Source organism: Mesorhizobium sp. B2-3-14 (assembly GCF_006442175.1).
Lineage (GTDB): Bacteria > Pseudomonadota > Alphaproteobacteria > Rhizobiales > Rhizobiaceae > Mesorhizobium > Mesorhizobium australicum.
Window position 1 is genome coordinate 101,890 of the sequence record NZ_VFVP01000016.1, and the last position, 24,554, is coordinate 126,443.

The 24,554-nt window shown below is 60.7% G+C and carries 19 protein-coding genes and 2 pseudogenes; 3 read left to right on the forward strand and 18 right to left on the reverse strand.

The features are described 5' to 3' along the window. Positions 1-37: 37 nt before the first annotated feature. From FJ950_RS27930 to FJ950_RS27965, 8 genes are all read right to left on the reverse strand, one after another. The gene (locus FJ950_RS27930) at positions 38-2,263 is read right to left on the reverse strand and encodes an ABC transporter permease (RefSeq protein ID WP_140620266.1); all 2,226 of its coding nucleotides are present in this window, start codon (positions 2,261-2,263) and stop codon (positions 38-40) included. Continuing rightward, positions 2,256-3,041 carry an ABC transporter ATP-binding protein gene (locus FJ950_RS27935; RefSeq protein ID WP_140620268.1) on the reverse strand — a complete coding sequence of 262 codons (786 nt, stop codon included), beginning with the start codon at positions 3,039-3,041 and terminating at the stop codon, positions 2,256-2,258. Before FJ950_RS27935 ends, FJ950_RS27930 begins: the two co-directional genes overlap by 8 nt. 23 nt (positions 3,042-3,064) lie before the next feature. Next, entirely contained in the window at positions 3,065-4,312 is a 1,248-nt protein-coding gene (locus FJ950_RS27940; RefSeq protein ID WP_140620269.1) for an ABC transporter substrate-binding protein, read from the reverse strand. 50 nt (positions 4,313-4,362) lie between these two features. Then, entirely contained in the window at positions 4,363-5,391 is a 1,029-nt protein-coding gene (locus tag FJ950_RS27945; protein ID WP_140620271.1) for a branched-chain amino acid ABC transporter permease, read from the reverse strand. Continuing rightward, positions 5,388-6,389, reverse strand: coding sequence for a branched-chain amino acid ABC transporter permease (locus FJ950_RS27950; protein WP_181166481.1), 1,002 nt, complete (start codon positions 6,387-6,389; stop codon positions 5,388-5,390). The genes FJ950_RS27945 and FJ950_RS27950 overlap by 4 nt, the downstream gene beginning before the upstream one ends. 62 nt (positions 6,390-6,451) lie before the next feature. Next, the gene (locus FJ950_RS27955; protein WP_140620275.1) at positions 6,452-7,783 is read right to left on the reverse strand and encodes an amidohydrolase family protein; all 1,332 of its coding nucleotides are present in this window, start codon (positions 7,781-7,783) and stop codon (positions 6,452-6,454) included. A gap of 52 nt (positions 7,784-7,835) precedes the next feature. Then, positions 7,836-8,615 carry an alpha/beta fold hydrolase gene (locus tag FJ950_RS27960; RefSeq protein WP_140620276.1) on the reverse strand — a complete coding sequence of 260 codons (780 nt, stop codon included), beginning with the start codon at positions 8,613-8,615 and terminating at the stop codon, positions 7,836-7,838. After that, the gene (locus tag FJ950_RS27965; RefSeq protein WP_140620278.1) at positions 8,612-9,490 is read right to left on the reverse strand and encodes a fumarylacetoacetate hydrolase family protein; all 879 of its coding nucleotides are present in this window, start codon (positions 9,488-9,490) and stop codon (positions 8,612-8,614) included. Before FJ950_RS27965 ends, FJ950_RS27960 begins: the two co-directional genes overlap by 4 nt. A 190-nt stretch (positions 9,491-9,680) precedes the next feature. Between FJ950_RS27965 and FJ950_RS27970 the strand changes: the two genes are divergently transcribed. Continuing rightward, on the forward strand, positions 9,681-10,352 hold the full coding sequence (locus FJ950_RS27970; RefSeq protein WP_140620280.1) for an FCD domain-containing protein: 672 nt from the start codon (positions 9,681-9,683) through the stop codon (positions 10,350-10,352). 325 nt (positions 10,353-10,677) lie between these two features. Here FJ950_RS27970 and FJ950_RS27975 read toward each other — a convergent pair whose 3' ends face one another. The 5 genes and pseudogenes from FJ950_RS27975 to FJ950_RS29985 form a co-directional block, all read right to left on the reverse strand. Then, a complete protein-coding gene (locus FJ950_RS27975) occupies positions 10,678-11,595 on the reverse strand; it encodes a nucleotidyltransferase and HEPN domain-containing protein (protein WP_140620282.1) in 918 nt (305 codons plus the stop codon). A 204-nt stretch (positions 11,596-11,799) separates the two neighbouring features. Next, positions 11,800-12,285 (reverse strand): annotated as a pseudogene (locus FJ950_RS27980) (AGE family epimerase/isomerase); the annotation flags it as partial. A gap of 59 nt (positions 12,286-12,344) precedes the next feature. Further along, positions 12,345-14,249 carry a DNA ligase D gene (gene ligD, locus FJ950_RS27985; protein WP_281408405.1) on the reverse strand — a complete coding sequence of 635 codons (1,905 nt, stop codon included), beginning with the start codon at positions 14,247-14,249 and terminating at the stop codon, positions 12,345-12,347. Positions 14,250-14,687: 438 nt separating this feature from the next. Continuing rightward, complete coding sequence (locus FJ950_RS27995) at positions 14,688-15,047, reverse strand: hypothetical protein (RefSeq protein ID WP_246677795.1); 360 nt, start codon at positions 15,045-15,047, stop codon at positions 14,688-14,690. A gap of 754 nt (positions 15,048-15,801) precedes the next feature. After that, positions 15,802-16,080 (reverse strand): annotated as a pseudogene (locus FJ950_RS29985) (hypothetical protein). A 290-nt stretch (positions 16,081-16,370) separates the two neighbouring features. On the opposite strand from FJ950_RS29985, the gene FJ950_RS28010 reads away from it, so the two are divergent. Next, the gene (locus tag FJ950_RS28010) at positions 16,371-17,345 is read left to right on the forward strand and encodes a UDP-glucuronic acid decarboxylase family protein (RefSeq protein ID WP_140620288.1); all 975 of its coding nucleotides are present in this window, start codon (positions 16,371-16,373) and stop codon (positions 17,343-17,345) included. Next, entirely contained in the window at positions 17,342-18,325 is a 984-nt protein-coding gene (gene galE / locus FJ950_RS28015) for a UDP-glucose 4-epimerase GalE (RefSeq protein ID WP_140620290.1), read from the forward strand. The genes FJ950_RS28010 and galE overlap by 4 nt, the downstream gene beginning before the upstream one ends. A gap of 10 nt (positions 18,326-18,335) precedes the next feature. On the opposite strand, the gene FJ950_RS28020 is transcribed toward galE, so the two are convergent. Genes FJ950_RS28020 through FJ950_RS28040 form a run of 5 tightly spaced genes read right to left on the reverse strand, consistent with a single transcriptional unit; the run spans position 18,336 to position 24,553 of the window. Next, the gene (locus FJ950_RS28020) at positions 18,336-19,556 is read right to left on the reverse strand and encodes a glycosyltransferase family 4 protein (protein ID WP_140620292.1); all 1,221 of its coding nucleotides are present in this window, start codon (positions 19,554-19,556) and stop codon (positions 18,336-18,338) included. A 16-nt stretch (positions 19,557-19,572) separates the two neighbouring features. Continuing rightward, on the reverse strand, positions 19,573-20,313 hold the full coding sequence (locus tag FJ950_RS28025) for a class I SAM-dependent methyltransferase (RefSeq protein WP_140620294.1): 741 nt from the start codon (positions 20,311-20,313) through the stop codon (positions 19,573-19,575). Next, complete coding sequence (locus tag FJ950_RS28030) at positions 20,231-21,610, reverse strand: glycosyltransferase (protein ID WP_140620296.1); 1,380 nt, start codon at positions 21,608-21,610, stop codon at positions 20,231-20,233. The genes FJ950_RS28025 and FJ950_RS28030 overlap by 83 nt, the downstream gene beginning before the upstream one ends. After that, positions 21,607-22,830 (reverse strand): glycosyltransferase, encoded by a 1,224-nt coding sequence (locus FJ950_RS28035; protein ID WP_140620298.1) that lies wholly within the window; start codon positions 22,828-22,830, stop codon positions 21,607-21,609. Before FJ950_RS28035 ends, FJ950_RS28030 begins: the two co-directional genes overlap by 4 nt. A 4-nt stretch (positions 22,831-22,834) precedes the next feature. Beyond that, positions 22,835-24,553, reverse strand: a complete 1,719-nt coding sequence (locus tag FJ950_RS28040) for an ABC transporter ATP-binding protein (protein ID WP_246677796.1) — start codon at positions 24,551-24,553, stop codon at positions 22,835-22,837. Between the last annotated feature and the right edge of the window lies 1 nt (position 24,554).

Genomic DNA, 24,554 nt, shown 5'->3' on the forward strand with positions numbered 1-24,554 from the left:
TCAAACATCCACCCGCAGGGTGGCGAAGTCCAATTCCTCATGCCCGCCTCTGCAGCTTCGGCGTGATCGCGTGGAACGCGGAGATCACCGCATCGACGAAAAGCGTGTCATTGATGTTGGCCCGTACCCGCTCGACATGACGTTGTGGCGTCTGGCGGACCGTCTTCTCGATCGCCTCGAACAAAGCATTGTCGGCTTCCGGGTCGTGAAAGGGCTGGCCTGGCGCATCGAGCATCGAAACGCCGCCTTCAGGCAGCAGGAAGCGAACCGGGCCGTTCATGGCGTTGAGCCGCGCGCCGATCCATTCGCCGAATGCCCGGTTCTCGTCGCGCGTGGTGCGCATCAAGGTGACATTGGGATTATGGATGACGAATTTGCGGCTGCGGAATTTCTCGGGCGCGCTGTCGCGCGGCCCGAAATTGACCATGTCGAGCGCGCCAGTGGAGCCGACATAGGGTAGCCCGGTGCGGATCGCCGCGCCGAAACGATCCTGGGTCGCAGGGAAGACGCCACCGACAATCATGTCGGCCACCTCCGTGGTGGTGAGGTCGAGGAAGGCCGAAATCAGCCGCGAGTCGCCAAGGTTTTCCATAGCTCGCCCGCCTATGCCGGTGGCGTGAAAGACGAGGCAGTCATAATCCGCTTCAAGTCGTTTCGTCACCGCTTGCACCAGAGGCGTGGTGACGCCGAACATGGTGATGCCGACGGCCGGGCGTGCCAGCTTGCGCCTGGCTTCCCACGCTTCGGCGTTGGGCAGTTGCGCGACCATGCCGGCCATGGCGTGCGCGGCATTGGACAGCACCTGCTCGGTGATCGAATTCAACCCTTGCACATCGGCGACCGAGTGAAACATCATGATGTCGGCGCCGCCGACATATTTGCCGACGTCACCGGCAGCCACCGTCGAGACCATCAGCTTGGGGATGCCGACCGGCAGCACGCGCATGCCCGCCGTCGCCAGCGTGGTGCCGCCGGAACCGCCTGCCGAGATGACACCGCCGATACGAGGCTCGCGCTCGATCCAGCGCGCGAAGGCGTCGGCCATGGCGCTGACCGAGCCGCCGCGATCGTTGGTGAAGACGGCCGACGATCCCCGCGCGTGCATGCCGGCCACCTGCATCGCCGGCACATCGGCGCTTGTCGGTTTGCCCGACGTCGACAGATCGACGGTGCGAACCGAGATGCCGAGCGACTTCAGCCGGTCGGCGACAAACCGCAATTCTTTGCCTTTGGTGTCGAAGGTGCCGACGACCAGAACGGTCCTGCCAAAACGCTCGGCGAAGGGGATGGAGAAGACCTTCTTCAGCTCGTCTTGCGGTGCTGCCTTCTCGACCGCCGCTTGCCGCAATTCAGTGACCGGCACATTCCAGCGATTGGGCAATTCGGTGACCGGGCGATAGACGCCATTGCGAGGCTCCGGCTCGGCCGAGCCGTTGGCCGTCCGGTCGATGCGATAGACTTCGGCCAGTTGTTCCTTGGCCTGCGCGGACTCCACCGGCGTGACGGGTGCGTCTTCGGCATGGCGGCCGACGCCGAGCAGCCGCTGCTGCAGCTCGCGATCGGCGGAAAGCGCCTTTGCTTCCATCAACCGGTTGACGCGGCCATTGACCATGATAGCGACCTGGTTCGACACCGCTGTGGCCACGCCGATATTCTGTTCGATGACGAGGATTGCCATCTCGCCCTCGGCGGCGAGCTCGACGAGCATCCGTTCGACCTGGTCGACGACAACAGGCGCCAGGCCTTCGGTTGGCTCGTCCATGACCAGCAATTTGGGATTGCTGAGCAAGGCGCGCGAGATGGCCAGCATCTGCTGTTCGCCGCCCGACAATTGCGAGCCGCCATTGCCTCGGCGTTCGGCCAGGCGTGGAAACGTCTGGTAGACGCGCTCGACCGTCCAACTGGCATCGCGGCTGTTGCCGGCCGCGAGACGCAGATGCTCGTCGACCGTAAGGCTCGGCCAGACCCGGCGCCCTTGCGGCACATAGCCGACGCCGAGACGATGGATTTCGTGCGGCTCGAGCGATGTGATCTCACGGCCATCGACACGGATCGAACCGGACTTCGCCCGTCTCAGGCCGACAATGGTGTTGCAGAGCGTCGATTTGCCCATGCCATTGCGGCCGACCACCGACAGCACACCGCCTTCCAGCGTCAGCGAAACGCCCTGCAGCGCATGGCTTTCGCCGTAGAAGACCTGCAGGTCGTCTATCCGGAGGATCGCCCTGACGGTTTTAGGGGACGAGGCCTGGCGCTCAGCCATGCTTGCCTCCGAGATAGATCTCCTGGACTTCCGGATCGGCTTCGATCTCTCGCGGCGTGCCTTCCTTGAACAGGCGGCCATTGTGCATCATCGAAACATATTCCGAGACGCGCAGCGCCACATCGAGATCGTGCTCGATGATGATGTAGCCGATGTGTTTAGGCAGCGCGTTCAGGATGGCGACGAGGTCGCGGCGTTCGGTCGGCGACAGACCCGCCGCCGGCTCGTCGAACAGGATGAAGCGCGGTGCACCGGCGAGCGCCAGCGCGATCTCCAGTTGGCGCTGCTGGCCATGGCTCAGCGTCGCCACCAGCGTGTCGCGATAGGCTTCCAGATGCACGGCGTTAAGGATCGATTCAGTCTGCACCATGTTGACGTCAGATATGGCCGGGCGCAGCAGCGAAAAGCGCCGGCGCGAGACGCCGCGGCAGGCGAGGAAAATCGAATCGAGGACCGACAGGCCCTTGAACAGCTGCGATATCTGATAGGTGCGCCGCAGGCCGCGCCGGATGCGCTCATGCGGCGGCAGATCCGTGATGTCCTCGCCGAAGAAACGGATGCGCCCCGACGTCGGCATGAAGTCGCCGCTGACGGCGTTGAACAATGTCGTCTTGCCGGCGCCGTTGGAACCGAGTACCGCGCGCCGTTCGCCGGCCGCGATCCTCATATTAATGCCCGAGAGCGCCACCAGCGCCCCGAAATGCCGCGCCACGCCATCGAGCTCCAGCGCATAGGCGCCGGAGCTCTGGACACGATTCGCAACGAGGCTTTCGGTCACTGGCGGCTACTCGAAAGTCGCGATCACGGACAGCTTGGATTGTCGCGGCTGACCGCGCCAAGCTTGGTGAACTCGTCCTCGGGAATGCCGAGCGTCTGGTTCACCTGCGGCACGACCTTGATCAGTTTGTTGAGCAGCGTGCCGTCAGCGCCTTCCGTCACTTCGGTCAGGAAGATGTCGGCGATGGCGTTGCGGTTCTTGTCGAGCGACACCTTGCCGGTCGGCGTTTCGAAGGACAGCGTCGACAGCGTGTCGCGCAGCTTGGTTCCGCCGTCGGACACATCGCCGCCAACCTTGTCGAGCCCAAGCAGTGCCGCCTTCATGTTGATGTAATAGGCGTGCGCGAACAGCGAAGGCGACGGGAACGCACCCGGCTGCTTCTTATAGGCATCGACAAAGGTCTTCCAGGCGGGAGAGTCGTTGGTGTCGGCGGTTGGGCCGGCCGAAGGCGTGCCCTTCAGCACATCCTTCAGCTTTCCCTTCGAGGTCAGCACCGTCTGGTCGACGGTGATCGAACCGCCGATCAGCGGAGCCGCGCCGCCGGACTGCTGGTACTGCGTCAGGAAGTTGACCGCGTCCGCGCCGCCAAGCGCGACATAGATCGCATCGACATTGTCGGGAATGGCCGCGATGACGGAGGAGAAGTCCTTGTTGCCGATCGGCACCCAGGACTTCGACGGCACATGGCCGCCGGCCTTGCAGAATTCGGCCATGAAGCCGAACACCTGCGTGTAGGGGAAGGAATAATCCTCGGCGACGGTGGCGACGTTCCTGTAGCCCTTTTCTTTGAAAGCGTAGGTGCCAAGGCCGGCCATCCATTGCGCACCGTCGGTTCCGAAGCGGAAGAAGTTCGGCGCAGGATTGCGGAAGGTGGTGTCCTGCGCGGCCGAAGCGCCGTTCAGGAAGGTCACGCCGGGCTGGGTCTTGGCGTAGTCCTTGACGGCCAGGCCCTCGTCACCCGAAAGCGGGCCGATCAGGACCTTGACACCATCCTGTTCGACCAGCTTGCGCGCGGCACGCACCGCGCTGTCGGGCGAGGCGTCGGACGAGCCCTTGACGATCTCGATCTTCTTGCCGGCGACCATGCCCTTCACCTCTTCGACCGCGGTCATCGCACCGCGTTCGCCATCCTCGCCGAGCACCGTGAACGGCCCCTCGAACGTGGCAAGCAGGCCGATCTTGATGCTGTCGTCGGCGGCGAGCGCCATCGATGGGGCGGTCAGCCCGGTGAACACCGCGAGCGCCAGCAACGTACGTCTATGCATCCTCATGATTTTCCTCCCTTTTGATTTCGTTTGCAGTGGTTCATCCGCCCCGGCACTCATGGCCCGGGACGCAAGGACTCCTGGGCAAGATGTGGCTTGATCCTCCCCCACAACCCAAGAATTCCATCTGGTGAGACAAAGACGATCACCAGGAACACCATGCCGATCAGCGTGTTGAAGCGCTCGGCGCCAACGATGTCGAGGGCGAAGGTCTGCATCAGGACGACGACGACCGCGCCCAGAAACGGCCCGATCGGATGACGCAGGCCACCAATGACGGCGATGATCAAAACGTCGATCGCGGCATCGACGCCGATGGTGCCGGGCGAAACGCGGCCGTTGAACCAGACCAGCAGAACACCCGCCAGCCCGGCAATTATTCCGGCCAGCAGCCAAGCTAAGACCTTGTGCGCGGTGACGTGGTAACCAAGCGCCCACATGCGCCGGGGGTTGTCGCGGATCGCCTGCAAGGTCATGCCGAAGGTCGAGCGCGAGCCGTAGAGCACCGCTCCATAGGACAGCACCGCGAGGCCAAGGCAGAGATAGTAGAAAGGCTTGGGGTCGCGCCAGTTGATGCTCCAGAAGGCCGGCGCGCGGATGCCGGCATACCCGGAATGGCCGTTGAAGATGGCGTAGTTCTGCTGCGCGAAATAGAAGGTCGCGGTGGCGATCGCCAGCGTGATCATGATGGTGTAGATGCCCTCGGTGCGCACCGAGATCCAGCCGATCAGCGCCGATGCCAGGGCCGCCGTCGCGACCGCGAACGGCACGGCCAGCCACCACGGCCAGCCGAAGCCGAGAATGTTGGAGTTGTTGTTGCCCAGGATGGCGATGGCATAGGCCGATATGCCGGCAACCGTGATCTGTGCCAGGCTGACCATGCCGCCATAGCCGGCAAGCAGCATCAACGACAGGCCGATCATGCCGAAGATCAAGGAATAGCCGCCGATCTGCGTCAGGAAGAAATCCGAGGCCACCAGCGGATAGAGCACCAGTGCGACGGCAAGGATGATGTGGCTGGCGCCAAGCTTCTCCAGCCAGTTCTGTTGCGGGGTCGCGCCAACGGGAGCGATGGCCAGGCTCATCGGGCCTTCCCCATGATGCCTTGCGGCCGGATCGCCAGCGTCACCACCATGATGACGAAGGTGAGCACGACGCCGTAGGTCGGGAAGTAGACAAGGCCGATCTGTTCGGCGAGACCGATCAGCAGCGCGCCGATGGCGGCACCCGTGATCGAGCCCATGCCGCCGACGATGACCACGACCAGCGAGGCCAGGAGATAACGAACATCTTCACCCGGCGCGACGGACAGAGCCGAACCGCCGACGACGCCGGCAAAGCCGGCGAGGCCCGCGCCAACGGCAAAGACGATGGCAAACACGGCATGCACGTTGACGCCGGATGCCTGCAGCATGGCGCGGTCGTCGACGCCGGCGCGGATCATCATGCCGACGCGGGTCTTGTGCAGCATCAGCCAGAGCCCGACGCCGATGACGATCGCCGCCGCCAGGACAACGACGCGGTAGAGCGGATAGGTGAGGAGCACCGAGGCGCCATCCGAGCGCACGGCGGTGATCACGGGCAATGTCAGCGCGCCATCGAGCCACTCCGGCGTGGTGATCTGATAGGTGCCGCCGGCCCACACAGCCAGCATCAGGTCGGCGGCAACGATCGAGATGCCGATCGAGACCAGAGTCTGCCGGAGATCGTCGCCCTCGAGGCGGCGAAACACAAAAACCTGCATCACGAGGCCAACCACCGCCAGGGCGGCGAAACCAGCGGCGACGCCAAGCAGCCAGTACCCGGTTCGGCTGGTGACCTCGTAGCCGATATAGGCGCCGAGCAGATAGAGCGAGCCATGCGCGAGATTGACGTTGCGCATCAGCCCAAAAATCAGCGTGAAGCCGCTGGCGACCAGGAAATACAGGCCGGCCAGCGTGATGCCATTGAGGATGGCGCTGACGAAGGCCTTCTTCGAGATCAGGATGGCGTTCAGCCAATCCGGCCAGACGGCGAAGACCAGCCATGCCAGCACGGCGCCGGCAAGCAGGCCGACCACACCCCAGACCTGCCCATGCGTCATCCCGCCATTCGCTATCGACGGCGAGGACAGCTGGGACGGCGAGGATGGCCGGTCGAGCAGACTCATGCGGTCAGCCGCCGGCGCTGCTCGTTCAAACGCGGCGCCTTGTGAAACTTGCCGTCTTTCATGATGGCAAGGATGCGGTTCCTGTCCTGCAGGATGCGAACGTCGGAGATCGGATCGCCGTCAACCAGCAGCACGTCGGCGAGGTAGCCTTCCTTGATCATGCCGAGCTCGTCGCCCATGTTCATTATCTGGCCGCCATATTTGGTGCCGGCCTGGATCGCTTCCATCGGCGAGAAGCCGAGCATCTCGACGAAGGTCTGGATGTCCTTGGCGTTGGTGCCTTGCGGCGTCCAGGCAAAGCCGTAGTCGCCACCAATGCAGACACGAATGCCGCGCCGGTGCATCTTCTTCATCGTGTCGACGCACATCTCGAGTTCGCGCTCATATTCGAGCGACAGCGGTGAGCCCGGTTTGATGCCCCATTGCTCGGCATGGCGCGCGGTGTTGATCAGCCAGGCGATGCCGGGCGCGACAAAGTGCTTGTCCTTGACAGCCTCGAGCATGTCGAGCGCTTCCTCATCGGCGAAGGAGGCATGGTAGATGTTCTGGATGCCGTGGCGGACACACTGCTTGACCGAGCCGGACGAGCGCGCATGCGCCGACAGCACCTTGTTACGGCAGCGCGCCTCGGAAGCGGCCATGGCGACTTCTTCCTCCGACATCGGCGTCTCCTCGGCGCCCATGCCGGTGATGCTTTCCCCCGACAGGTTCAGCTTGATGGAATCGACGCCGTATTTGATCAGCTGGCGCACGGTACGGCGGATTTCCTCCGGGCCGGAGACGACCAGGCCGAGGTTCAGACCCTCATGCGGAATGTGCGAGGGCGAGGAATCGCCGAGACCGCCGACCGTGGTTATCTCGGGTCCGGCGGCGAGATAGCGCGGTCCGGGGAAGCGGCCCTGGTTGATGAATTTCTTGGCGACCACGTCAAGGCGCGGCTTGGCGGCGGCGGCACCCCGGCCAGCGGTGAAGCCGGCATCGAGCACCAGCTTGGCCATCTCCATCGTGACCAGCATATGCTCCTCGACCTCCATCATCTGGATGGGGTCGATGCCTGGCGCATTGTTCCACGACAGATGCAGATGCGCGTCGATCATTCCCGGCATCAGCGTCGCGCCCATGCCGTCGATCACGGTTGCACCGCCATTGTAGGACGAGGACGACGAGGACGAACCGTAGCGCGACGAGCCCTTGGTGATCTGCTTGATACGGTTGCCCTGCACCAGCACCTCGCCGGTGTAGGGATATTCACCCGTGGCGTCGAGCACGCGCACGTTGGTGAACAGCGTGCTGCCCGAACCGTTGCCGTTCCAGCTGTCGTCTGCCATCACAAGCCTCCCAACTTGCCGAGCGCATAAGTCTACGCTCGATCGGAAATTCTCACCTATCAACCCGTCTTAAAAAATCGGCCAGTTTCTGGCTGCTTTCGCGCGGGTTTTCCACCGTCGCCCAGTGTCCGCACCGATCCAGTGACGAGAATACGGCGCCCTTGATCTTATCGGCAAGCGCCTGTCCGACACCGGGCGGATTGACGGTGTCTGCGTCGCCGGTGACGAGCAGCGTCGGCGCTGCTATGCGGCGTGCGTCGACAGCGGTCGCCTTGGCCAGCGCCTCGCAGGTACGGGCATAGGATTCCGGGTCCTGGCGCGTGATCGATTCCCGCACAAAGGCGACGGCGGCCGGCGAGGTTTCCCTCGTATGCGCCGAAATCGCGTTGGCGACGATCTGGTCGGCGATATCGGCAATGCCGCCCGAGCGTGCCAGTTGCGCGCGTTTGGCGAGGCCTTGCCGTGTCCCTTCGACGGGCTCGGCCAATGCACCAAACAGCGCCAGAGAGGCGACAAGCGAAGTTTGCGTCGCCGCGATATGCTGGCAAACGATGGTGCCCATGGAATGGCCGACGAAATGCGCAGAGGTGGCACCCATGCCGGCCATGGCGCGGATGACCGCCTCGCTCATCCCTTCAACGGTGAGCGGTTCGATCGGCCGCGGCGAACGGCCCGAACCCGGCAGGTCGAGCCGGATGACGCGATAGCCCGACAGCGCCGCCATCTGCGGCTGGAACATGTTCGACGTGCCGCCAAGGCCGTGGATCATCACCACGGCAGGGCCTTCGCCGACCACCTCGGCGACGATATGACCAACTGTCACCGTGGTCATCGAGTATGCTCCACAAAGCGGTTTTCCAGCGTACCGATGCCATCGATCTCGATGCGCACGACGTCACCGGCCTTGAGGTATTTCGGCGGATCAAAACCGATGCCGACGCCGACCGGCGTGCCTGTGGCGATGATGTCGCCTGGCTTCAGCGTGATGCCTTGCGACAGCGTGGCGATGATGGTCGGGATGTCGAAGATGAGCAGCGATATCTGCGAATTCTGGCGCAGGTCCTCATTGACGAAACAGCGGATGCCGGTGGTCGCCAGATCGAGTTCGTCTCGGGTCACAGCCCAAGGCCCCATCGGACAGAACGTGTCCTGCGATTTGCCGATCAGCCACTGGCTGTATTTGCCCTGCAGGTCGCGCGCCGTGACGTCGTTGACGATGGTGTAGCCCCAGACATGGTCGAGCGCATCTTCCCTGGAGATGCCGCGCCCGCCCTTGCCGATGATGACGGCCAGCTCCGCCTCGTAATCGATGGCCGTCGAGACCGAGGAGTCGATCAACACATCGGCATGGTTGGCCACGACCGATTCAGGCACTTTGGAAAAGATGATCGGGTGTTTCGGTATCGCTCCAGCGCCGGCGCTGGAATCGAAACCACTGCGGGCAAACTCGTGCGCATGTTCATGATAGTTCTTGCCAACGCAGAAGATGTTTCGCGAAGGCAAGGGGATGGGGGCTTCAATATCGACCTGCGGCAGCGGAATGGCCGAAAGCGTGCGCGGCACACCGGCGTCGTTTCGCTCGATTAGCGCCAGGATGCCGTTCCTCGCCTGATCGACGGCGAAATCGAATGGTGCGACGGTCTGGGCATCAAGATCGACAAGGCCTACGCGACGTTCGCCGGCGATCGAAAATGTCGCGACCCGCATTCGATTCCTCCCTGAACCTTTTCTGAACCAATATCCGCTCTTTCGTTACACGCTACCGCCGATTGGTTCACGCTGCAAGAGGGTTTCTGCTCACCACTCAACAAAACAATCCCGTGTCTGGGCACTGGACCGAATGGCAATCAATCGATAACATTGGTCCAACATTGGATCAGGTAAAAGCCATCATCGAATGCCGAAGCTCGTCGCCAACGATATCGCCACAATGCTCAAGAAGCGGATTTCCTCCGGCGAGTGGATTGAGGACGGCCGCATGCCGCCCGAGCGTGACCTTGCCGCCGAATTCGGCGTCGCGCGCAACACGGTGCGCCGTGCTGTCGGCTTCTTGGAGGACGACGGAACAGTCGTGCGGCATGTCGGGCGGGGCACCTTTCTGACCGCGACGAACCCCACGTCAATCGCATCAATGGTCGCACGAATGGAAGGCATCAGCCCGGCTGACATGATGGAGATCAGGCAGTTGCTCGAACCAGCAGCGGCAGCCTTTGCCGCGACCAACGCAAGTGCTGCGGAACTGAACGCGGTTCGCGAAGCCCATCAGACAGCACGCGAGGCCCAGGACATGCCAGATTTCGAGCATTGGGACGCCGAATTCCATCATCGGGTGTTTGCGTGCTGCCGTAATGATTTCCTCAAAGAGATTCACAATCTCATGCGCGCCATTCGTAACCAGTCACCCTGGTTCGAAATGAAGAGGCGCTCATTCTCGGAGGAACGGCGTCAGGTGTATTGCCGAGAACATCAGGCCATTTTGGAAGCGTTGTTACACCGCGATCCGGAAGGCGCGAAGATGGCGATGCTCGGGCACCTCAAGACAGTCGAGAAGAACTTATTGGGCAGGTGATCAATCGGGCTGCCCTACTTTGGGGTGTGTTCTAAACCTCCTTCCGCATCATTTCGAGGCGTCGGTCAAAAGCTGACAGCACTAAACGTCAGTCATGAACCAGATAGAGACGAAACGCATGTCGACTCGAACGTCCGCTTCCGCCACGCTTGCGCCGAAACCTGCCTGACCGGAATCGGCCCGTTGCGGCCATTTCTGAACTCCCACACTTTGGCTTTTCCAGCGCTAAACTGGCCTTGGCGATGAATGGAAACGTTCAGATGTTCCCGGTCTGTGCTCGAAAAGTCGCATAAAAAGGCAGTCTGGAATTGAGACTGCCTTGCTCTCAACCCTGAGCTGCGGTGCCTGCTTCGTTTCTCAACTTTTCAAGGCGGGATCGGCAGATCGGTTCAATCCGATCGATAAGATCATCGACGCGCTCTGCGAGCCACTCTAGAGCTTCTCGCGTGATGTCGAAGTGCCTCGAATAGCGTGCCTTCACATAGGCCTCGTTGATTATGTTGAACCAGGCGACGAATCGCTGCTGGTCACGAGGCCATACGTCGGCTAGCTGCTGGGACTGGTCCTCGGCAAGGCTTCGAAGAAACTTGATGTTGTGCGATGCAGGGCTGTAGTTCGTTGATACGAGTAACAACGCTGCGTAGGCCTGTTCGATTGATTGATGAAGAAGAAAGGCCGCTTCTTTGAGATTGGATTCCCGAAGGAGAAATCCTGCGGTTTTTGCGAACACCCGAGCGTGTGGCAATCTGTCATTGAGGTATTCAGTTGCTAGCCGGAGGGCATCGGCCGGCTTTGCCGGGATTGGGTTAGTGAGCGGCTCGTCGTCAAGCTCGTAGAGCACGATTCCTTCGCGGCGAATGTCGACGAAGAAGTACTGGCCTTCCTTAAGCGCCGAGTTCACTTCCCGGCGCGAGTGCACGATGAAGCTGACGGGCGTATTGATCTCACGCATCAAACGGTCGGCTGCAGGCTGCCAATAGCTGGCGAAGTCGGTCAGCTTTCGATTGTTGACCACCACCAGCAGATCGTAATCGGAACGGTAGCCCTTCTTGGTATGCGGCTCGTCGACCCAGCCGCCGCGGGCATAGGATCCAAAGAGTATGATCTTCAGAATGCGCCCGCGCTTCTTGAAATTGGCGGTTCCTCCTCTCACAGCGTCATCGAACTCCCGAAGCAGTAGCTCGACTGCCTTTTTGAGCTCACGCTGCTTCGGGGGAGGAAGGTGGTCGATGCTGGATTTCATGAACAATGATCTACCGCCCATATGGCATTGATAGGCAAGGCCAAGCCTTCGTTCTGTAATTAGCTCCTTCCGGCCGCGCCAAGCAACGTAAAAGTTGTTGCAAAAATATAAACATGGTCGTCCAGAGGAGTTGTAAGTCGGTACAGAGTAAAGGCGGCATGGTCCTGATTCGAGTCATAGCCGCCTCGGTGAGTCGCGGTACCGCTAAGAATTCCTGGTTGAGAGAGCGTCGTATCGTTTGCGGATCACGTTTGTTAGGCTCCCTTGCGCGGGATAGAGCGGTATCAGGCAAGCCTGCAGTGCGTGGTACAAGTCGGCCTTGCCGACAAACAGCGAATGCGCCGGCTGCAGTCCCTCATCCAGCTCCTCGAACCATCCGCCATGCTCGCGGTCTATATAGGTCTCGGCGATGGTATTCCAGATGCGCCGGCACCATTGTTCATGGAAGGCCCTCGGGCGGTGCTCGACAAGGAAGGAGGCCGCGCCCGCGGCCTCGGCGATCGGCCACCAGGGCTTGAACCGGAATGCCGGCTTGTCGGCCCAGTCCAGCGTGTAGAAGAAGCCGCCCTTAGCTTCATCCCATCCCAATTCCACTGAGCGCCGGAACAGCGTCTCCGCAGCCTCTGGCATCCAGTCCTGCTTCTTGCCGCCCAGCACCCACAATTACAGGATCAGCCTGGCCCATTTCCAGCCGCTGCATCAGCACCGGCAGGCGGCCGTTGACGTTGTACGTCGCGATCTTCATGGCGTTATAGATCCGGGAGGAACTGATCGGCCCGGCCCCATCCCGCGAGGGCCTTCGATGCGGCGCGCTTCTTCAACTCGGGCGCATCGCCGACATGGAAATGGGAGGGCGCATCGATTGTCTTCATCTCCGCCCAGGTGACCGGTGCCGCGACCGGGGCTCCTGGCCGCGACCTAGCGCTATAAGGCATGATCGCCGTTGCGCCGCGCTGGTTGCGCAGATAGTCGACGAAGATACGTCCCTTGCGTTTGGCCTTCGACAACACGGCCGTAAAGTGGGTAGGGTCGCTCTGCGCGACCGCCTGTGCAAGGCCTGAGGCGAAGCCCTTCACCTCAGGCCATTCAGCTCGCGGCGTGAGCGGCGCGATTACATGCACGCCCTTGCCGCCCGTCAGCATCGGGAAGGTGGTCAACCCAAGGGATTTCAGCATGTCGCGGAACTGGAATGCGGCAGCGCGAACCGTCTCGAAATCCAATCCCTCGTCCGGGTCCAGGTCAAAGACAAGGCGGTCGGCCTTCTCGACGTCTTCGATGCGCGCTCCCCATCCGTGGAACTCGATCGTTCCCATCTGGACACAGGTCACAAGCCCCTCGGCGTCGTCGACGTAAAGATAGGGCTCATCGTGACCATCCTTTTCGGTGATCCCGACGTGATGAACCTTGTCGCCGAAGCTGCCGGCGTCATGCTTTTGAAAAAAACATTTCTTTGCTCGGCCCTGCGGGCAGCGGACAAGACTGATCGGCCTGCTGCCGGCCCAGGGAAGCATGATCGCGGCGTCGGTGTAATGATCGGCAAGCTGACCCTTGGTGATGTTGGATTCAGGGTAGATCACGCGGCCGCGATTGCTAATCGCGATCGTTGTCGTTGTCGTTGTCGGCGGCGGCAGTGTCGCTGTGCGGTGTTCCGTCTCGAGCACGACCGCTTCCGGTTTCTTGTCCTCACGCAGGCCCACATAGCTTGGATGACGCAGTGTTCCTTCATTGGTCATCTCGGTGAAGGCGATCTCGGCGACAAGCCTGGGACGCAGCCAGTGCGCGCCGCGAACCTCCGCCCGCGGCGCTTCGACCGTGGCGGCCTTCTGCTCGAGTGGCGCCATGGTCTTCATCAGACGGGCCATCTCGGCAGCATCGAAACCGGTCCCGACCTTGCCGGCATAGCGCAGCTTTCCGCCATCATGGACCCCAAGGATCAGCGATCGAAAGGCGCGATCCTTGTCTGACGGGGTCCAGCCGACGAGCACGAATTCCTGACGTTTGATGCACTTGATCTTCAGCCAGCTTCCATCGCGGGCGCCAACATAGTCCGAATCCGCCAGCTTCGAGATGACCCCCTCGAGGCCGGCGCCGCAGAAGCGGTTCAGCAATTCTTCCCCCCGGCCCTGGATATGATCGGAGTAGCGAAGGATGGGGCTCTTCGTCGGGAGGATTGTCTCCAGTTTCTCCTTGCGCTCCAGAAGCGGCAGCCTCGTTAGGTCTTCCCCGTCGAGTTGGAGCAGGTCGAAGGCATAAAAATCGATGCTCGCGGGAGAAGCCTTCAACGCGTTCTGCAGCGCCTGGAAACTGGATCGTCCCTCGGTGTCGATGACGACGGCCTCACCGTCGATGAGGGCGGAGCGAACGTTAAGCCTGCGTGCCTCGGCCAGGATCGAGGGAAAGCGGTCCGACCAGTCCAGACCGGAGCGCGTATAGGCGCGCGCCTCGCAGTCGCCCACAGCGACAAGAATACGGTAACCATCGTATTTCATTTCGTGGATCCAGCGGTCGCCGGAAGGAACCGTGTCCACCAGTTTTGCGAGCTGGACCGGCCGGAATGCCGGCGGCGCGAGTTTGGCTGCGCCGTCGGACGCCGGCTTCGCACCGGGAGATAGAGATCCTTTGATTGTGGGCCGACGCAAAGCTGACTTGCTCACTTGAGTTGACCTTGTTCAGACAGAACTGTGCGATGCGTCATTCCGAATACCCAGCTTATTTTCGGTTTCTCCGCCGCGCCATTAAGCATGTCGCGATCGTTGCCGACTCGCGTAATCAGGTCCTCGGCCTGCTCTCGGCTGATACGTACTTGCACGCGAAATAATCGCCCTCGTAGCCTTCACCGCTGGAGACCTGCCGACGGTCTGCGGCGCCTCGCTTCGAATTTGTTGTCTGCTATTATCGTCTCCCCTGTTCCAGCAGTTGCGTCGTCACGACCTTCCACCTGTAATGCTCTGGGACGGCTTGCGATCCTGAGCCGGGCAAGAAATTCGGCGTTTCACCTTATCGCGTCCTGACCTTGACGTTGCCGATATAAAGTCTGGATATGGATGTCACGGCTACGCAACCCCTTGGGCGGCAGCTCGGTGAATCGCTGATTATTTGAAGTGTCCGGAACTGCGGAGCTTAGCCAGCAGGATCATTGCGGTTCCGCGGTACTCAGCGCGCACATGCTCCCTCAGCGGAGAAGATTCCCAAGCAGCCAGTTCGGCGACGAAATGAGAAGCGTCACCATTTACTAACGCGCATCTGAGGCGGCCACCCTTCTCGAGCACGACTATCGCCGCATCCGCTTCACCGTACCCTATTGCGGCCATCCGCTGAATGTTGGCGTCCCCATCGATGCGGACGTCGAACAAGACAGATCCCGCCGTTTTATCCGCAGCATCGGCCACCCTGTCGGAAAACGGTCGCTGTAAGCCATCGCTATCGGCGATCGATTGCTCAAACAGGACCATTTCAACGTGTCCAGCCACCATGCTGGCGACTAGTGCGCGGTCCGCTAAAATTGGCAATGGCCACGGCTGAACATCCGCATACCGCAGTCATCTTTCACACAAGAATCACAGTATGGCCACGAGACGCGCGACAGCGTGCATCCTCCCCTATCGAATAGACGACGTGAACCTGGGATCAGGCTGAGGGGGATGCGTCCGGTCTGAGATCGTGGCGAGCACGAACAACGCGACAGCGAAAGCGAGAGGCGTCAGCAGAAGAGCGGCGCAATGGGGTTGATCTTCCACATGCGATGACAATCTGCGCTGCGATTTAAACAAACCCGAACAACCATTGTTAACGCGGCCGAATCGAGCCGCGTAAGGATCAACTATGATTTCATGCTGTTACGGCGACCCCCGGCGCGGCGGTAGCGCGCCGCAGTGATTCGCAGCTCATCGATCCAGCCATTCAACAGGGCTGTGGTGTTGCGAACCGCTGCCTATCCCAGACGCTAGGTTTTTTGCCCTCCTTCGTCATCGCCTTGCTCGTCACCATCCGGCGGCCTTCGCCTCGGCCTCGCTACAAAACCAGCGCTATTGCCTAGCCAGAGCGCCAGCCCGTGACAGGTGCGCGCAGCCGTACCCAGCGGCCAGCGCTGCTCATACTTCTGCATTGCTTCATTAGGCCAAGCCTTCCAGCCCGTGTAGGCAGGACGCCACTCGACTGCCGCGGTGGATCGATTTCAATCCAGTCCAGGAGGACACACCTGGGGATTTAAGACGCTGTTCCATGGCAGAACCAGATTATTGCCCTCGATGATTCCCTTTCAAGAGAAAAGTCGACGATATTGTCGTCATCGTCGCCGGGCAGATCCGCGAACGCAGCCTCCAGTTTTAAGGCGATCCCAGATCACAGGACTGTCGATTTTCTTTGGCTTTGGTATCCCCCGTCCAAGACCATCTGGTCGAATTCTGTTACGCCTACGCCGACGTAGCGGGCAGCTTCATCCCGCGACATGCCACGTGGAGGGTAGGAGAGTGTGTCGCTCTTCATCACCTTGATCCGCTAATCAGCTGTCCGAACGCGTGGCACTTTCTGTGAACGCGTTCGAAATAGCAGGCGCCCCATCAAGGGGAAAGCCTGATGTCCAGCTTTGACTGCAGAAGGGCTGCCCTGGCGTGCAAATAGGACGCTCCTGCCGCCTGTGAGCGATAATCGCAGCCCCTGGTCCATCGAGAACAATGTCTTGCCCGTAACGTAAATTGAAAGCAGGCCGGTGGCATATGGCCCTGCGTCAGGTTATTATATTAGTCGTGTCTAAGATTAAGCCGGAGACCCTGAAAATGCAGCAGGCGAAACAAATCTTGGTGACAGGCGGCGCAGGTTTCCTGGGATCATTTTTGTGCGAGCGGCTCCTTGCTGAGGGTCATCAGGTAGTTTGCGCAGATAACTTCTTCACAGGAAGCCGCAGAAACGTCTCTCATCTCCTCGAAGACCGATCGTTCGAGATTATTCGTCATGACGTGACATTTCCACTCTACGTAGAGGTTGACGAAATATACAATCTCGCCTGTCCGGCGAGCCCCGTCCACTATCAGTCCGACCCCGTCCAGACGACCAAGACCAGCGTCCATGGCGCGATCAATATGCTCGGCCTGGCCAAGCGGGTTCGCGCAAAGATTCTGCAGGCATCCACCTCCGAAGTCTACGGCGACCCCGAAGTTCATCCGCAGATAGAAGACTATTGGGGCAGAGTGAACCCGATTGGCCCTCGTTCCTGTTATGACGAAGGCAAGCGATGTGCCGAGACCCTGTTTTTTGACTATTTACGACAGCACAAGCTGAGGATCAAGGTAGCCCGTATTTTCAATACCTACGGTCCAAGGATGCGTCCCGACGACGGTCGTGTCGTTTCCAATTTCATCGTGCAGGCGCTGCAAAACAAACCGATAACGGTCTACGGCACTGGCCAGCAGACGCGTTCATTCTGCTATGTCGAGGACCTCATCGACGGTCTGGTACGTCTTATGCAGACGGCCGACGATATCACCGGTCCTGTCAATCTCGGCAACCCGGCGGAATTCACGATGCTCGAGCTCGCGAATCTGGTGATCGAACTTATCGGAAGCCGATCGAAGATCAGGTTCTCGCCTCTACCCGTGGACGATCCAAAGCAGCGGCAGCCCGACATCCGATATGCTTCCCGCGAACTCAAATGGAAGCCAAGAACTGCATTGCGTGCTGGCCTTGCAAAGACCATTGCGTATTTCGAGGACGTGGTTTCATCTGGGCACATTCGGCCCGCCGCAGCCGAATGAAGACGGTCCTGGTCACTGGCGGAGCCGGCTATATCGGGTCGCACTGCTGCAAGGCGTTTGCGGAATCGGGATGGGCGGTTGTTGCCTTTGACAACCTTTCGCGCGGCTGGCGCGACGCGGTGAAATGGGGACCGTTGATCGAAGGCGATATTTCCGACGCGGCGGCTGTGGGGGCCGCCCTGGACCAGTATCGGCCGGACGCCGTGGCGCATTTCGCTGCCTACGCTTACGTTGGCGAGTCAGTCGAGCGGCCGGAGCTTTACTACCGAAACAACAGTTTCGGCACGTTGGTCCTGCTCGAGGAAATGCTGAAGGCCGGCCTGGACAAGCTGATCTTTTCGAGCACCTGCGCAACTTACGGGATTCCGACGCGGTCTCCGATAGACGAAACGCATCGGCAGTCGCCCATCAATCCCTACGGCTGGTCCAAATTCATCATAGAGAGAATGGTCGAGGATATCTCGCTTGCTCGTGGCCTCAATGCGGTCGTGCTTCGGTATTTCAATGCGGCCGGATGCGACCCCGACGGCGAAATCGGCGAAAAGCATGAACCGGAAACACATGTCATTCCGCTCGCCATAGAGGCGACAGTGAGGCCAGGCCGCACCTTCGTCATCAACGGAGCCGATTTCGATACCCGCGACGGAACCGCCGTGCGGGACTACGTCCACGTTGTCGATCTCGCGCGCGCCCACGTCCTGGCAGGGGAGAAGCTTCTCCGGAACAAGGGCGTCCACGTCTACAACCTCGGAACCGGAGCCGGTACAACGGTGGCCGAACTGGTCGACGCCGTCAGACGGACTTCGGGAATACCGCTTCCGGTGGCTTACGGGCCGCGCAGGCCAGGCGACCCGCCAGCGCTTGTTGCCGCGGCCGGCAAGGCCGAGCGGGAACTCGGTTGGGTGCCCGAACAATCGGGCATCGACAGGATCGTCGAAACAGCACTGGCTTGGTATCGCAGCCGATTGGAAAAAATATAGCGGATGTGGGCTACCGCGCGGTCAGCAAGCGATCAAGTGCGCCAGCAACCGCGCCGAGCGAAAAATTTCCCTCTATCCGCTTTCGCGCCGCCTGTCCGAGGCGCTCTCGCATAATCGGATCGTCGTTAAGTTTCTTCAGCGCCTGTGCAATGGCCGCCGGCTCGTCCCTTGGTACAATGAGGCCGCCGGATGCCTCGCCGTTTGCCAAGATGTCGGGTAGGCCCTGTGCGTCGGTGGCAACGATCGGAAGGCCGCAGGCCATCGCCTCCAACGGCGCAACGGGCATACCTTCGGTGCGGGACGCTGTGACATAGGCATCCGCCGCCGAAAGCCAACGCCGTATCAAAGCCCGGTCCGTGGTGTAGTCGCAAAGCCATCTCGCATTGGGTAGAGCGGCCTCGCTCAACAGCCTGGCAAAAACGTCTCGGTCCTGCCCCGAGCCGATGATAACCAGTTCGGACGAAGCATCGCCCGAAAAGAGGGACCATGCGTTCAGGAGCACATCGAGCCCCTTCCGGCGAACGTCGATGCGTCCGTGGTTGAGAACGATGAAATTCCCGCTCGCCAAACCGAGATCTTGCCGCGCCTGCCGACGCTCGATTGCTATCCACTCTCCGCAATCGATGGGGTTGGGGATATTTGCGATGTTGAGCGCCATGTGCGGGTAAGCTTTGGCGAGGCGTTCACGCTCCGCTGCCGATGCGACGATCAGGCCGCTGCAGGCACGGAGAGAAGCCTGCCTGGCGATCGCCTCTATCCACGAGAGCGTCCGGTCGCCGCCCTGGAACGTTGCATAGAGCGGAATCCGCATCCGGACTGCCAGCCAGGCAAGCGCATCGAACCGCGTATATTCATATTCCTGAACGAGAATTGCATCACATTGCGATCGGGCGAGCACCTTCCGGAACGCCGGGAGCGGCGTCGCGGACCAGCGCCGCAGACTGTGAGCCGCTGCGGAGTGACCTTGGCGCGCACGCGCGCCGGGAACGATCCAGATCGGCGCGCCCGTGCCGGCATGGTAGTGGCATTCTATCTGCGAAGCATTTTCGGAAGCGCACACGATGACCGGCCTATGCCCGGCCAATTGCAGAGCGGAGGCGTAACCGAAAAGCCAGCCGCCAGTCATCTGTTCGACGAAATCCTTAAGCCGCAATCCTATCGGATCGAGGAATTCCTCCACGACGTCGCCCCATGGGAAGAGGGCGATGACGAGGGAAGAGCGGCGGCCCATCAAATGCCCCAAAAATTCATTTGCGCCAGGAAAAAGCCGTCTCCGTGCCGCGTGTCGAGCGTTGGTGCAGCACGTATCCGACAGCCGTTATCGGCGCCGCTAGAGCGTAAAGTATCTTGCGGCGACGGCGTCCGAAACGAGAAAATGCGATGTCGTGAAACAGTGCCGTCACGGGGTTGATAAATGTGGCGCGGCGTTCCGGCACACGGTCGAAGAGCGCTGCGAGTTCGGGATCCCGGTAGCCGCGCCGAACGTGACCCCATTCCTGCATCAGTTCGCTTTCATGCGGGCAATAGGGCTTCATGAAGCGGAAATAAGGGTAATGCCACTCCGCATGTGGCGTCGAGACAAGAACATACCCGCCTGGGCGCACGACCCTCAAGGCCTCTTGTGCGGCACTACGGTCATCCTCGATGTGTTCAAGCACGTCGAAGAGCGTCGCCACGTCGAAACTGTCATTCGCGAAGGGGAGGTCACAGGCATCGCCGCAGACGAAGGTCGACCTCGCCCAATCTGGCTGGTAGTTGCCCAACTCGGGATCGAGATCGAGGTTAACGACTTCAGCGTTCGGATAGAGGATACTTGCCATCCCGCTGCGCCCGCCTCCAATTTCCAGTATCCGGCCGGGCCCGTCGATTGCCGCGGGCGCGACGCGGTGAATTGCGCGCATCTTCTCACGGTAGAAAAGCCCGTCCGTCAGAGCGTTTGGAAACGGATTTCGAGACAGGAATCGTCCGAGCGGCGCCTTGCGGATCATCGATTTTCTTCCTCAACCAATTTGATGTTCGCCGTTTTCGCCAGCCGAAACGGACGAGGAATTGAAGACCAGCCAGCCAGCCTTCGACTTCCGCCGCGAGGATACTGTTCCTGCCGGGGGGGCCTTCGAAAAGCGCCTTGACGAATGTTCTCAAGAAATATGCGGGCAACTGCTTCCAGATGCGATCGATGTTTCCGCGATCGCCAAAATTGTCATATTGCGTCACAAGAGCTGCGACGTGGCCCTTCATGTAGGCTCTTATTTGCCGCCTGAGGCCCGGCCAGTCGCGGCGATGATGATGGAAGACAACGGCGCGAGGTTCATACAGGCAAGTCCCTCCTGTGGCCAGCAGCCGGTACCATAGCTCCGAATCTTCGGAACATCCGGCAGCACCGGCGCCGAGGCGCTCGTCGAACGAGCCTACCCGATCGAAGGCCGATCGCCGGAAGGCCATGTTGGCTCCAGCGCCGATTTTCCAGACATGCGCTCCGCTTGGCCGAGTCTCTTCGAAGAAGCGGTGGTCGAAGAGAAGCGGCACGAAGGTGGTCCCAAAACCGCCCATGTCGAACTGGAAACGGCGTTGGGCGATCGTATCGAGCCGCGCTGGCAGCACCAGGCCCGTCAGTGCCTCGACGTCCCTTTCTTCAAAGGCGCGTGCGATTTCGGCAGTCCAGCCAGCATGAACCTCGACGTCGTCGTCCGTGAACGCAATGATGTCTTGACGGCTTTCCCGGATGCCGGCGGATCGGGCAACACTCAATCCGGGCCGCGGCTCATGAACGTAACGGACCTCAGGAAAGCCGACACATACCAGCCGAGCGTTGCCGTCGCGGGAGTTATCAACGACGATGACTTCGCCCGGGGCGCTGCGTTGCCTTGCAACGCTTTGAAGGCACTCCGCCAGGGCGGGGCCGCGGTCGCGCGTGCAAATTACGACTGAGATGTGCCGGGCCGACGCGGAAGACGCAGTTGCAAGTTCATCAAGGCGGCCGACAAGGTCCTTGGCCTCGAGCGCCGCCGTCAAACAGAGAGCGGACTTTGGCGATCCTTCATAGGTCGCCCGCAAGGGGGCGCCCAGCGGGGTGCTGCGGGCGGCCAATTGTGCTGCCGAAAATTCCGCCGCGAACTGCCGCAGACGTGCCTCGCTGTAGGGCAATTCGTCAGGCAAGGACGCTCGCATTCCCAGCGGCAAGTCCTTCCACCAGAAGACCGATAGGGAAGGGGTATCTCCCGCATCGGCGTCCGCACAGACGGAACCGAGATCGATTTGCCTGACACGGAAGGCGTCGCCATTCACCGGTTCTGCTCCCGGATTCTCTGCACGCGGATACGTGAGCGATCATATTCGCCTGCCAGGCCGTAGATTCCACCCCACAGCTCTGCAATGCCGAAACGAAAATCACGACCTTGAAGCTTGCGCCCGGCCCGCGCCAGCGCCTTCAGCCGATCGAAAAACCACCAGCAAACCATGCCACGGTGACGTGCCTTGAGCTCTCCGTCAGTCCGACGGCTTTTGACAAGAAAGGCCATCATACCAAGTCCCCATGTCCAATATTGCCGTCTCAATTGCTCGATAGTCTCGCGATGCTCGTGGTAAACGGCATACTCCGGTTCATAGATCATGGCCCTGCCCGAACGCAGCACGCGATAGAAAATGTCGAGATCGCCACCGCCAGGCAGCGGTGCTCCGGTATCGAGGGCTTCGTCGAAACCGCCCAGCGATACGAGCAGCGTGCGGTCGAAAGCCATGTTGCAGCCGGCGCCGAGAATACCAGACCCTACCGGGTGCAGCGCATTGTCGAAACGGGTGTTGTGGAATTCATTGCGCCTGAAGCCGCGGCCAAATCCGCCCCTTCGTTCGAAAAAGATCTGCGCCTCGGTGTCCAGGCGAAGTGGCAGCACCAAACCCGTAAAGCCGCCGGCACCGGGATTGTCCCGGCAGGCTTTGGCAAGCCCGTCAAGCCAGTTGCGGTCGACGATCACGTCATCGTCAAGATAGGCAATCAGGCCACCGGTGCCCGAGTGAAGAGCCGCGTTTCGTGCAAAATCAAGCCCGGGCCTCGGTTCGAATACATAGAGCACGTCCTTGAAGCGCCCGACTGCTTCGCGCGTGGACGAATCCACAGACGCATTGTCCACCACGACGACTTGGACGCTCGGAAAAGCGGTTCTGTGTCGGATGCTTTCGAGCGAACCCAGCAACCTCGAAAGACGTTCGGCGCGGTCTTTCGTACATATCGCGATGGAGAGGCTCGGCAGGGGCAATTGCCCAACCGGTCTTCGGCGCAGCAATTCCTGATCCATCTTCGCGACCAGGATGCGATCGGCGAAACGTTCATCGGCAATGGATTTCAGTCGCTCCGCCGACAGCATCGCTGCGGAGGCGAGCGCGATCATCTCAAAGCCGACAAGCCGGCCCTGCCAGCGGGCAATGAGACCAACGCCGTCGTGCTCTGGCGCAAGCTCAATCGGGGCCAGCGGACTTGACAGTTCGATTTCGACAATCTTGTAGCCCATCGCCTTAGTTCGCACCCATGGCAACACGACCGTTTTGAAACTCGTGAAGTTTTGAAAAATGGCCCGCTCGCTTCAGAAGTTGATCCGGCGAACCAATCTCGACCACCCGTCCCTTGGACATCACGATGATCTGGTCAGCGGCCTGGACGGTGGACAGGCGATGCGCAATGACAACCACGGTGCGATCGTGCGAGTATTGCTCGAGGGCGATCTGGAACGCCTGTTCCGTCTCGCCGTCGAGCGCATTGGTGGCTTCGTCCAAAAGGAGAATGTCGGGATTGCGAAGTATGGTCCGGGCCAGCGCGATCCGCTGCCTCTGGCCCCCCGACACGCGCATTCCCTGGTCGCCGATCTGCGTCTCGTAGCCCTCCGGAAGCGAGCGGATGAAATCGTCAGCCTTCGCAATGCGGGACGCTTGGCGCAGTTCGTGCTCACCGGCGTCGAAATCGCCGTAAGCGATGTTGGCCGCGATGGTGTCGTTGAACAGGTACACCTCCTGGGACATCAGCGACAGCCGCTTGCGCCAACTGCGCAACTCGAAACCTAAGAGCGGGATACCGTCGGCAAGGACTTCCCCCGACGTCGGGTCCATGAAGCGAAAGAGCAGGGCCATGACGGTCGACTTGCCGGCACCCGACTCGCCAACGATTGCCGTGGTCTTGCCGGCGGGGATACTGAAAGACACATCCTGCAGCGCCATAGGCTGATCGGGCGCATACCGAAAGCTGACATCGCGAAATTCGACGGCCGTCTTGAGTGCAGGCGCCGGCAGATAGCCTTGGCTGAGAAACGGCGTTTGCGTTGTGCGCAGGAACTCGTCCACATCGTCAATCGCGCCCGCAAGCCCGTCCAGCGCAATCTTCGACTGCAGCAATTCCCGTGTGGGCCCCTGGAGACGATAAAGCAGCGACAGGAAAGCGGCGAGAGCCGCGATTCCTATGCTTGCGGATTCGGCAATGAGAACCAGTGCACCGATCAGGATCGTGATCGAGATCTCCGAGACAGGCCCGGGGGTCGCCCAAAGCATGTCGAGCCTCAACAGACGACGCCTTACCCTGTCCGATGTATGAACGAACCGGTCATGCTCGTAGGATTCCTGTGCGAAGGCACGGATCAATTGCAATGAATTGATGCTTTCCCACATCCTGAGGCCGAACTGCTTGTTTTCCTCGACGACGGCCTTGCCGGTCTCGTCAGCGCGCCGCGTGGCCAGACGAATGGCCATTGCTCCGAAAAGCAGGAAAATCATCGAAAAAAAGGTCAATCGGACTGAGATCAATAGCATCAAGAGAACGAAGACGCCGAAGGTACAAAGGCAGACCATCAACCGGTAGGCCAGGCTCAGGCCTTGGCTAACCTTCCAGGTATTGTTGGCAATCGTCGTGATGATGTCCGTTCGTCTGTTCTCGACACGGTAGTCGATGCACGAACTTATCGTCTGATCGAAAACCCTGGATCGCAACCGGTGCGCGACGAGGCCGTCGATGTATCTGGTTACCCAGGTGTTGGCGAGATGGACCGCATTTTTTAGGACGATGCTGACGCAAAGCGCTCCGACCAGGAAGGCGGTTAGGTAATGATGCGGGATGGGCGACAGGAGCCTGTCAAAGACGGGCTGCCATCTGCCGGGCTGTGGCGGCGAGGCTCCCAGGCTCTGCAGCAGCGGAATGAACAGAACGAGACCCGTACCTTCCAGAACCGCTGCGACCAGTCCAAGCCCCACC

Coding starts and splice junctions, on each gene's coding strand:
- FJ950_RS27930 (WP_140620266.1), bottom strand. CDS start 2,263: ATGGCTGAGCGCCAGGCCTCGTCCCCTAAAACCGTCAGGGCGATCCTC.
- FJ950_RS27940 (WP_140620269.1), bottom strand. CDS start 4,312: ATGAGGATGCATAGACGTACGTTGCTGGCGCTCGCGGTGTTCACCGGG.
- FJ950_RS27945 (WP_140620271.1), bottom strand. CDS start 5,391: ATGAGCCTGGCCATCGCTCCCGTTGGCGCGACCCCGCAACAGAACTGG.
- FJ950_RS27950 (WP_181166481.1), bottom strand. CDS start 6,389: ATGACGCATGGGCAGGTCTGGGGTGTGGTCGGCCTGCTTGCCGGCGCC.
- FJ950_RS27955 (WP_140620275.1), bottom strand. CDS start 7,783: ATGGCAGACGACAGCTGGAACGGCAACGGTTCGGGCAGCACGCTGTTC.
- FJ950_RS27960 (WP_140620276.1), bottom strand. CDS start 8,615: ATGACCACGGTGACAGTTGGTCATATCGTCGCCGAGGTGGTCGGCGAA.
- FJ950_RS27965 (WP_140620278.1), bottom strand. CDS start 9,490: ATGCGGGTCGCGACATTTTCGATCGCCGGCGAACGTCGCGTAGGCCTT.
- FJ950_RS27970 (WP_140620280.1), top strand. CDS start 9,681: ATGCCGAAGCTCGTCGCCAACGATATCGCCACAATGCTCAAGAAGCGG.
- FJ950_RS27975 (WP_140620282.1), bottom strand. CDS start 11,595: ATGAAATCCAGCATCGACCACCTTCCTCCCCCGAAGCAGCGTGAGCTC.
- FJ950_RS27995 (WP_246677795.1), bottom strand. CDS start 15,047: ATGGTCCTGTTTGAGCAATCGATCGCCGATAGCGATGGCTTACAGCGA.
- FJ950_RS28010 (WP_140620288.1), top strand. CDS start 16,371: ATGCAGCAGGCGAAACAAATCTTGGTGACAGGCGGCGCAGGTTTCCTG.
- galE (WP_140620290.1), top strand. CDS start 17,342: ATGAAGACGGTCCTGGTCACTGGCGGAGCCGGCTATATCGGGTCGCAC.
- FJ950_RS28020 (WP_140620292.1), bottom strand. CDS start 19,556: ATGGGCCGCCGCTCTTCCCTCGTCATCGCCCTCTTCCCATGGGGCGAC.
- FJ950_RS28025 (WP_140620294.1), bottom strand. CDS start 20,313: ATGATCCGCAAGGCGCCGCTCGGACGATTCCTGTCTCGAAATCCGTTT.
- FJ950_RS28035 (WP_140620298.1), bottom strand. CDS start 22,830: ATGGGCTACAAGATTGTCGAAATCGAACTGTCAAGTCCGCTGGCCCCG.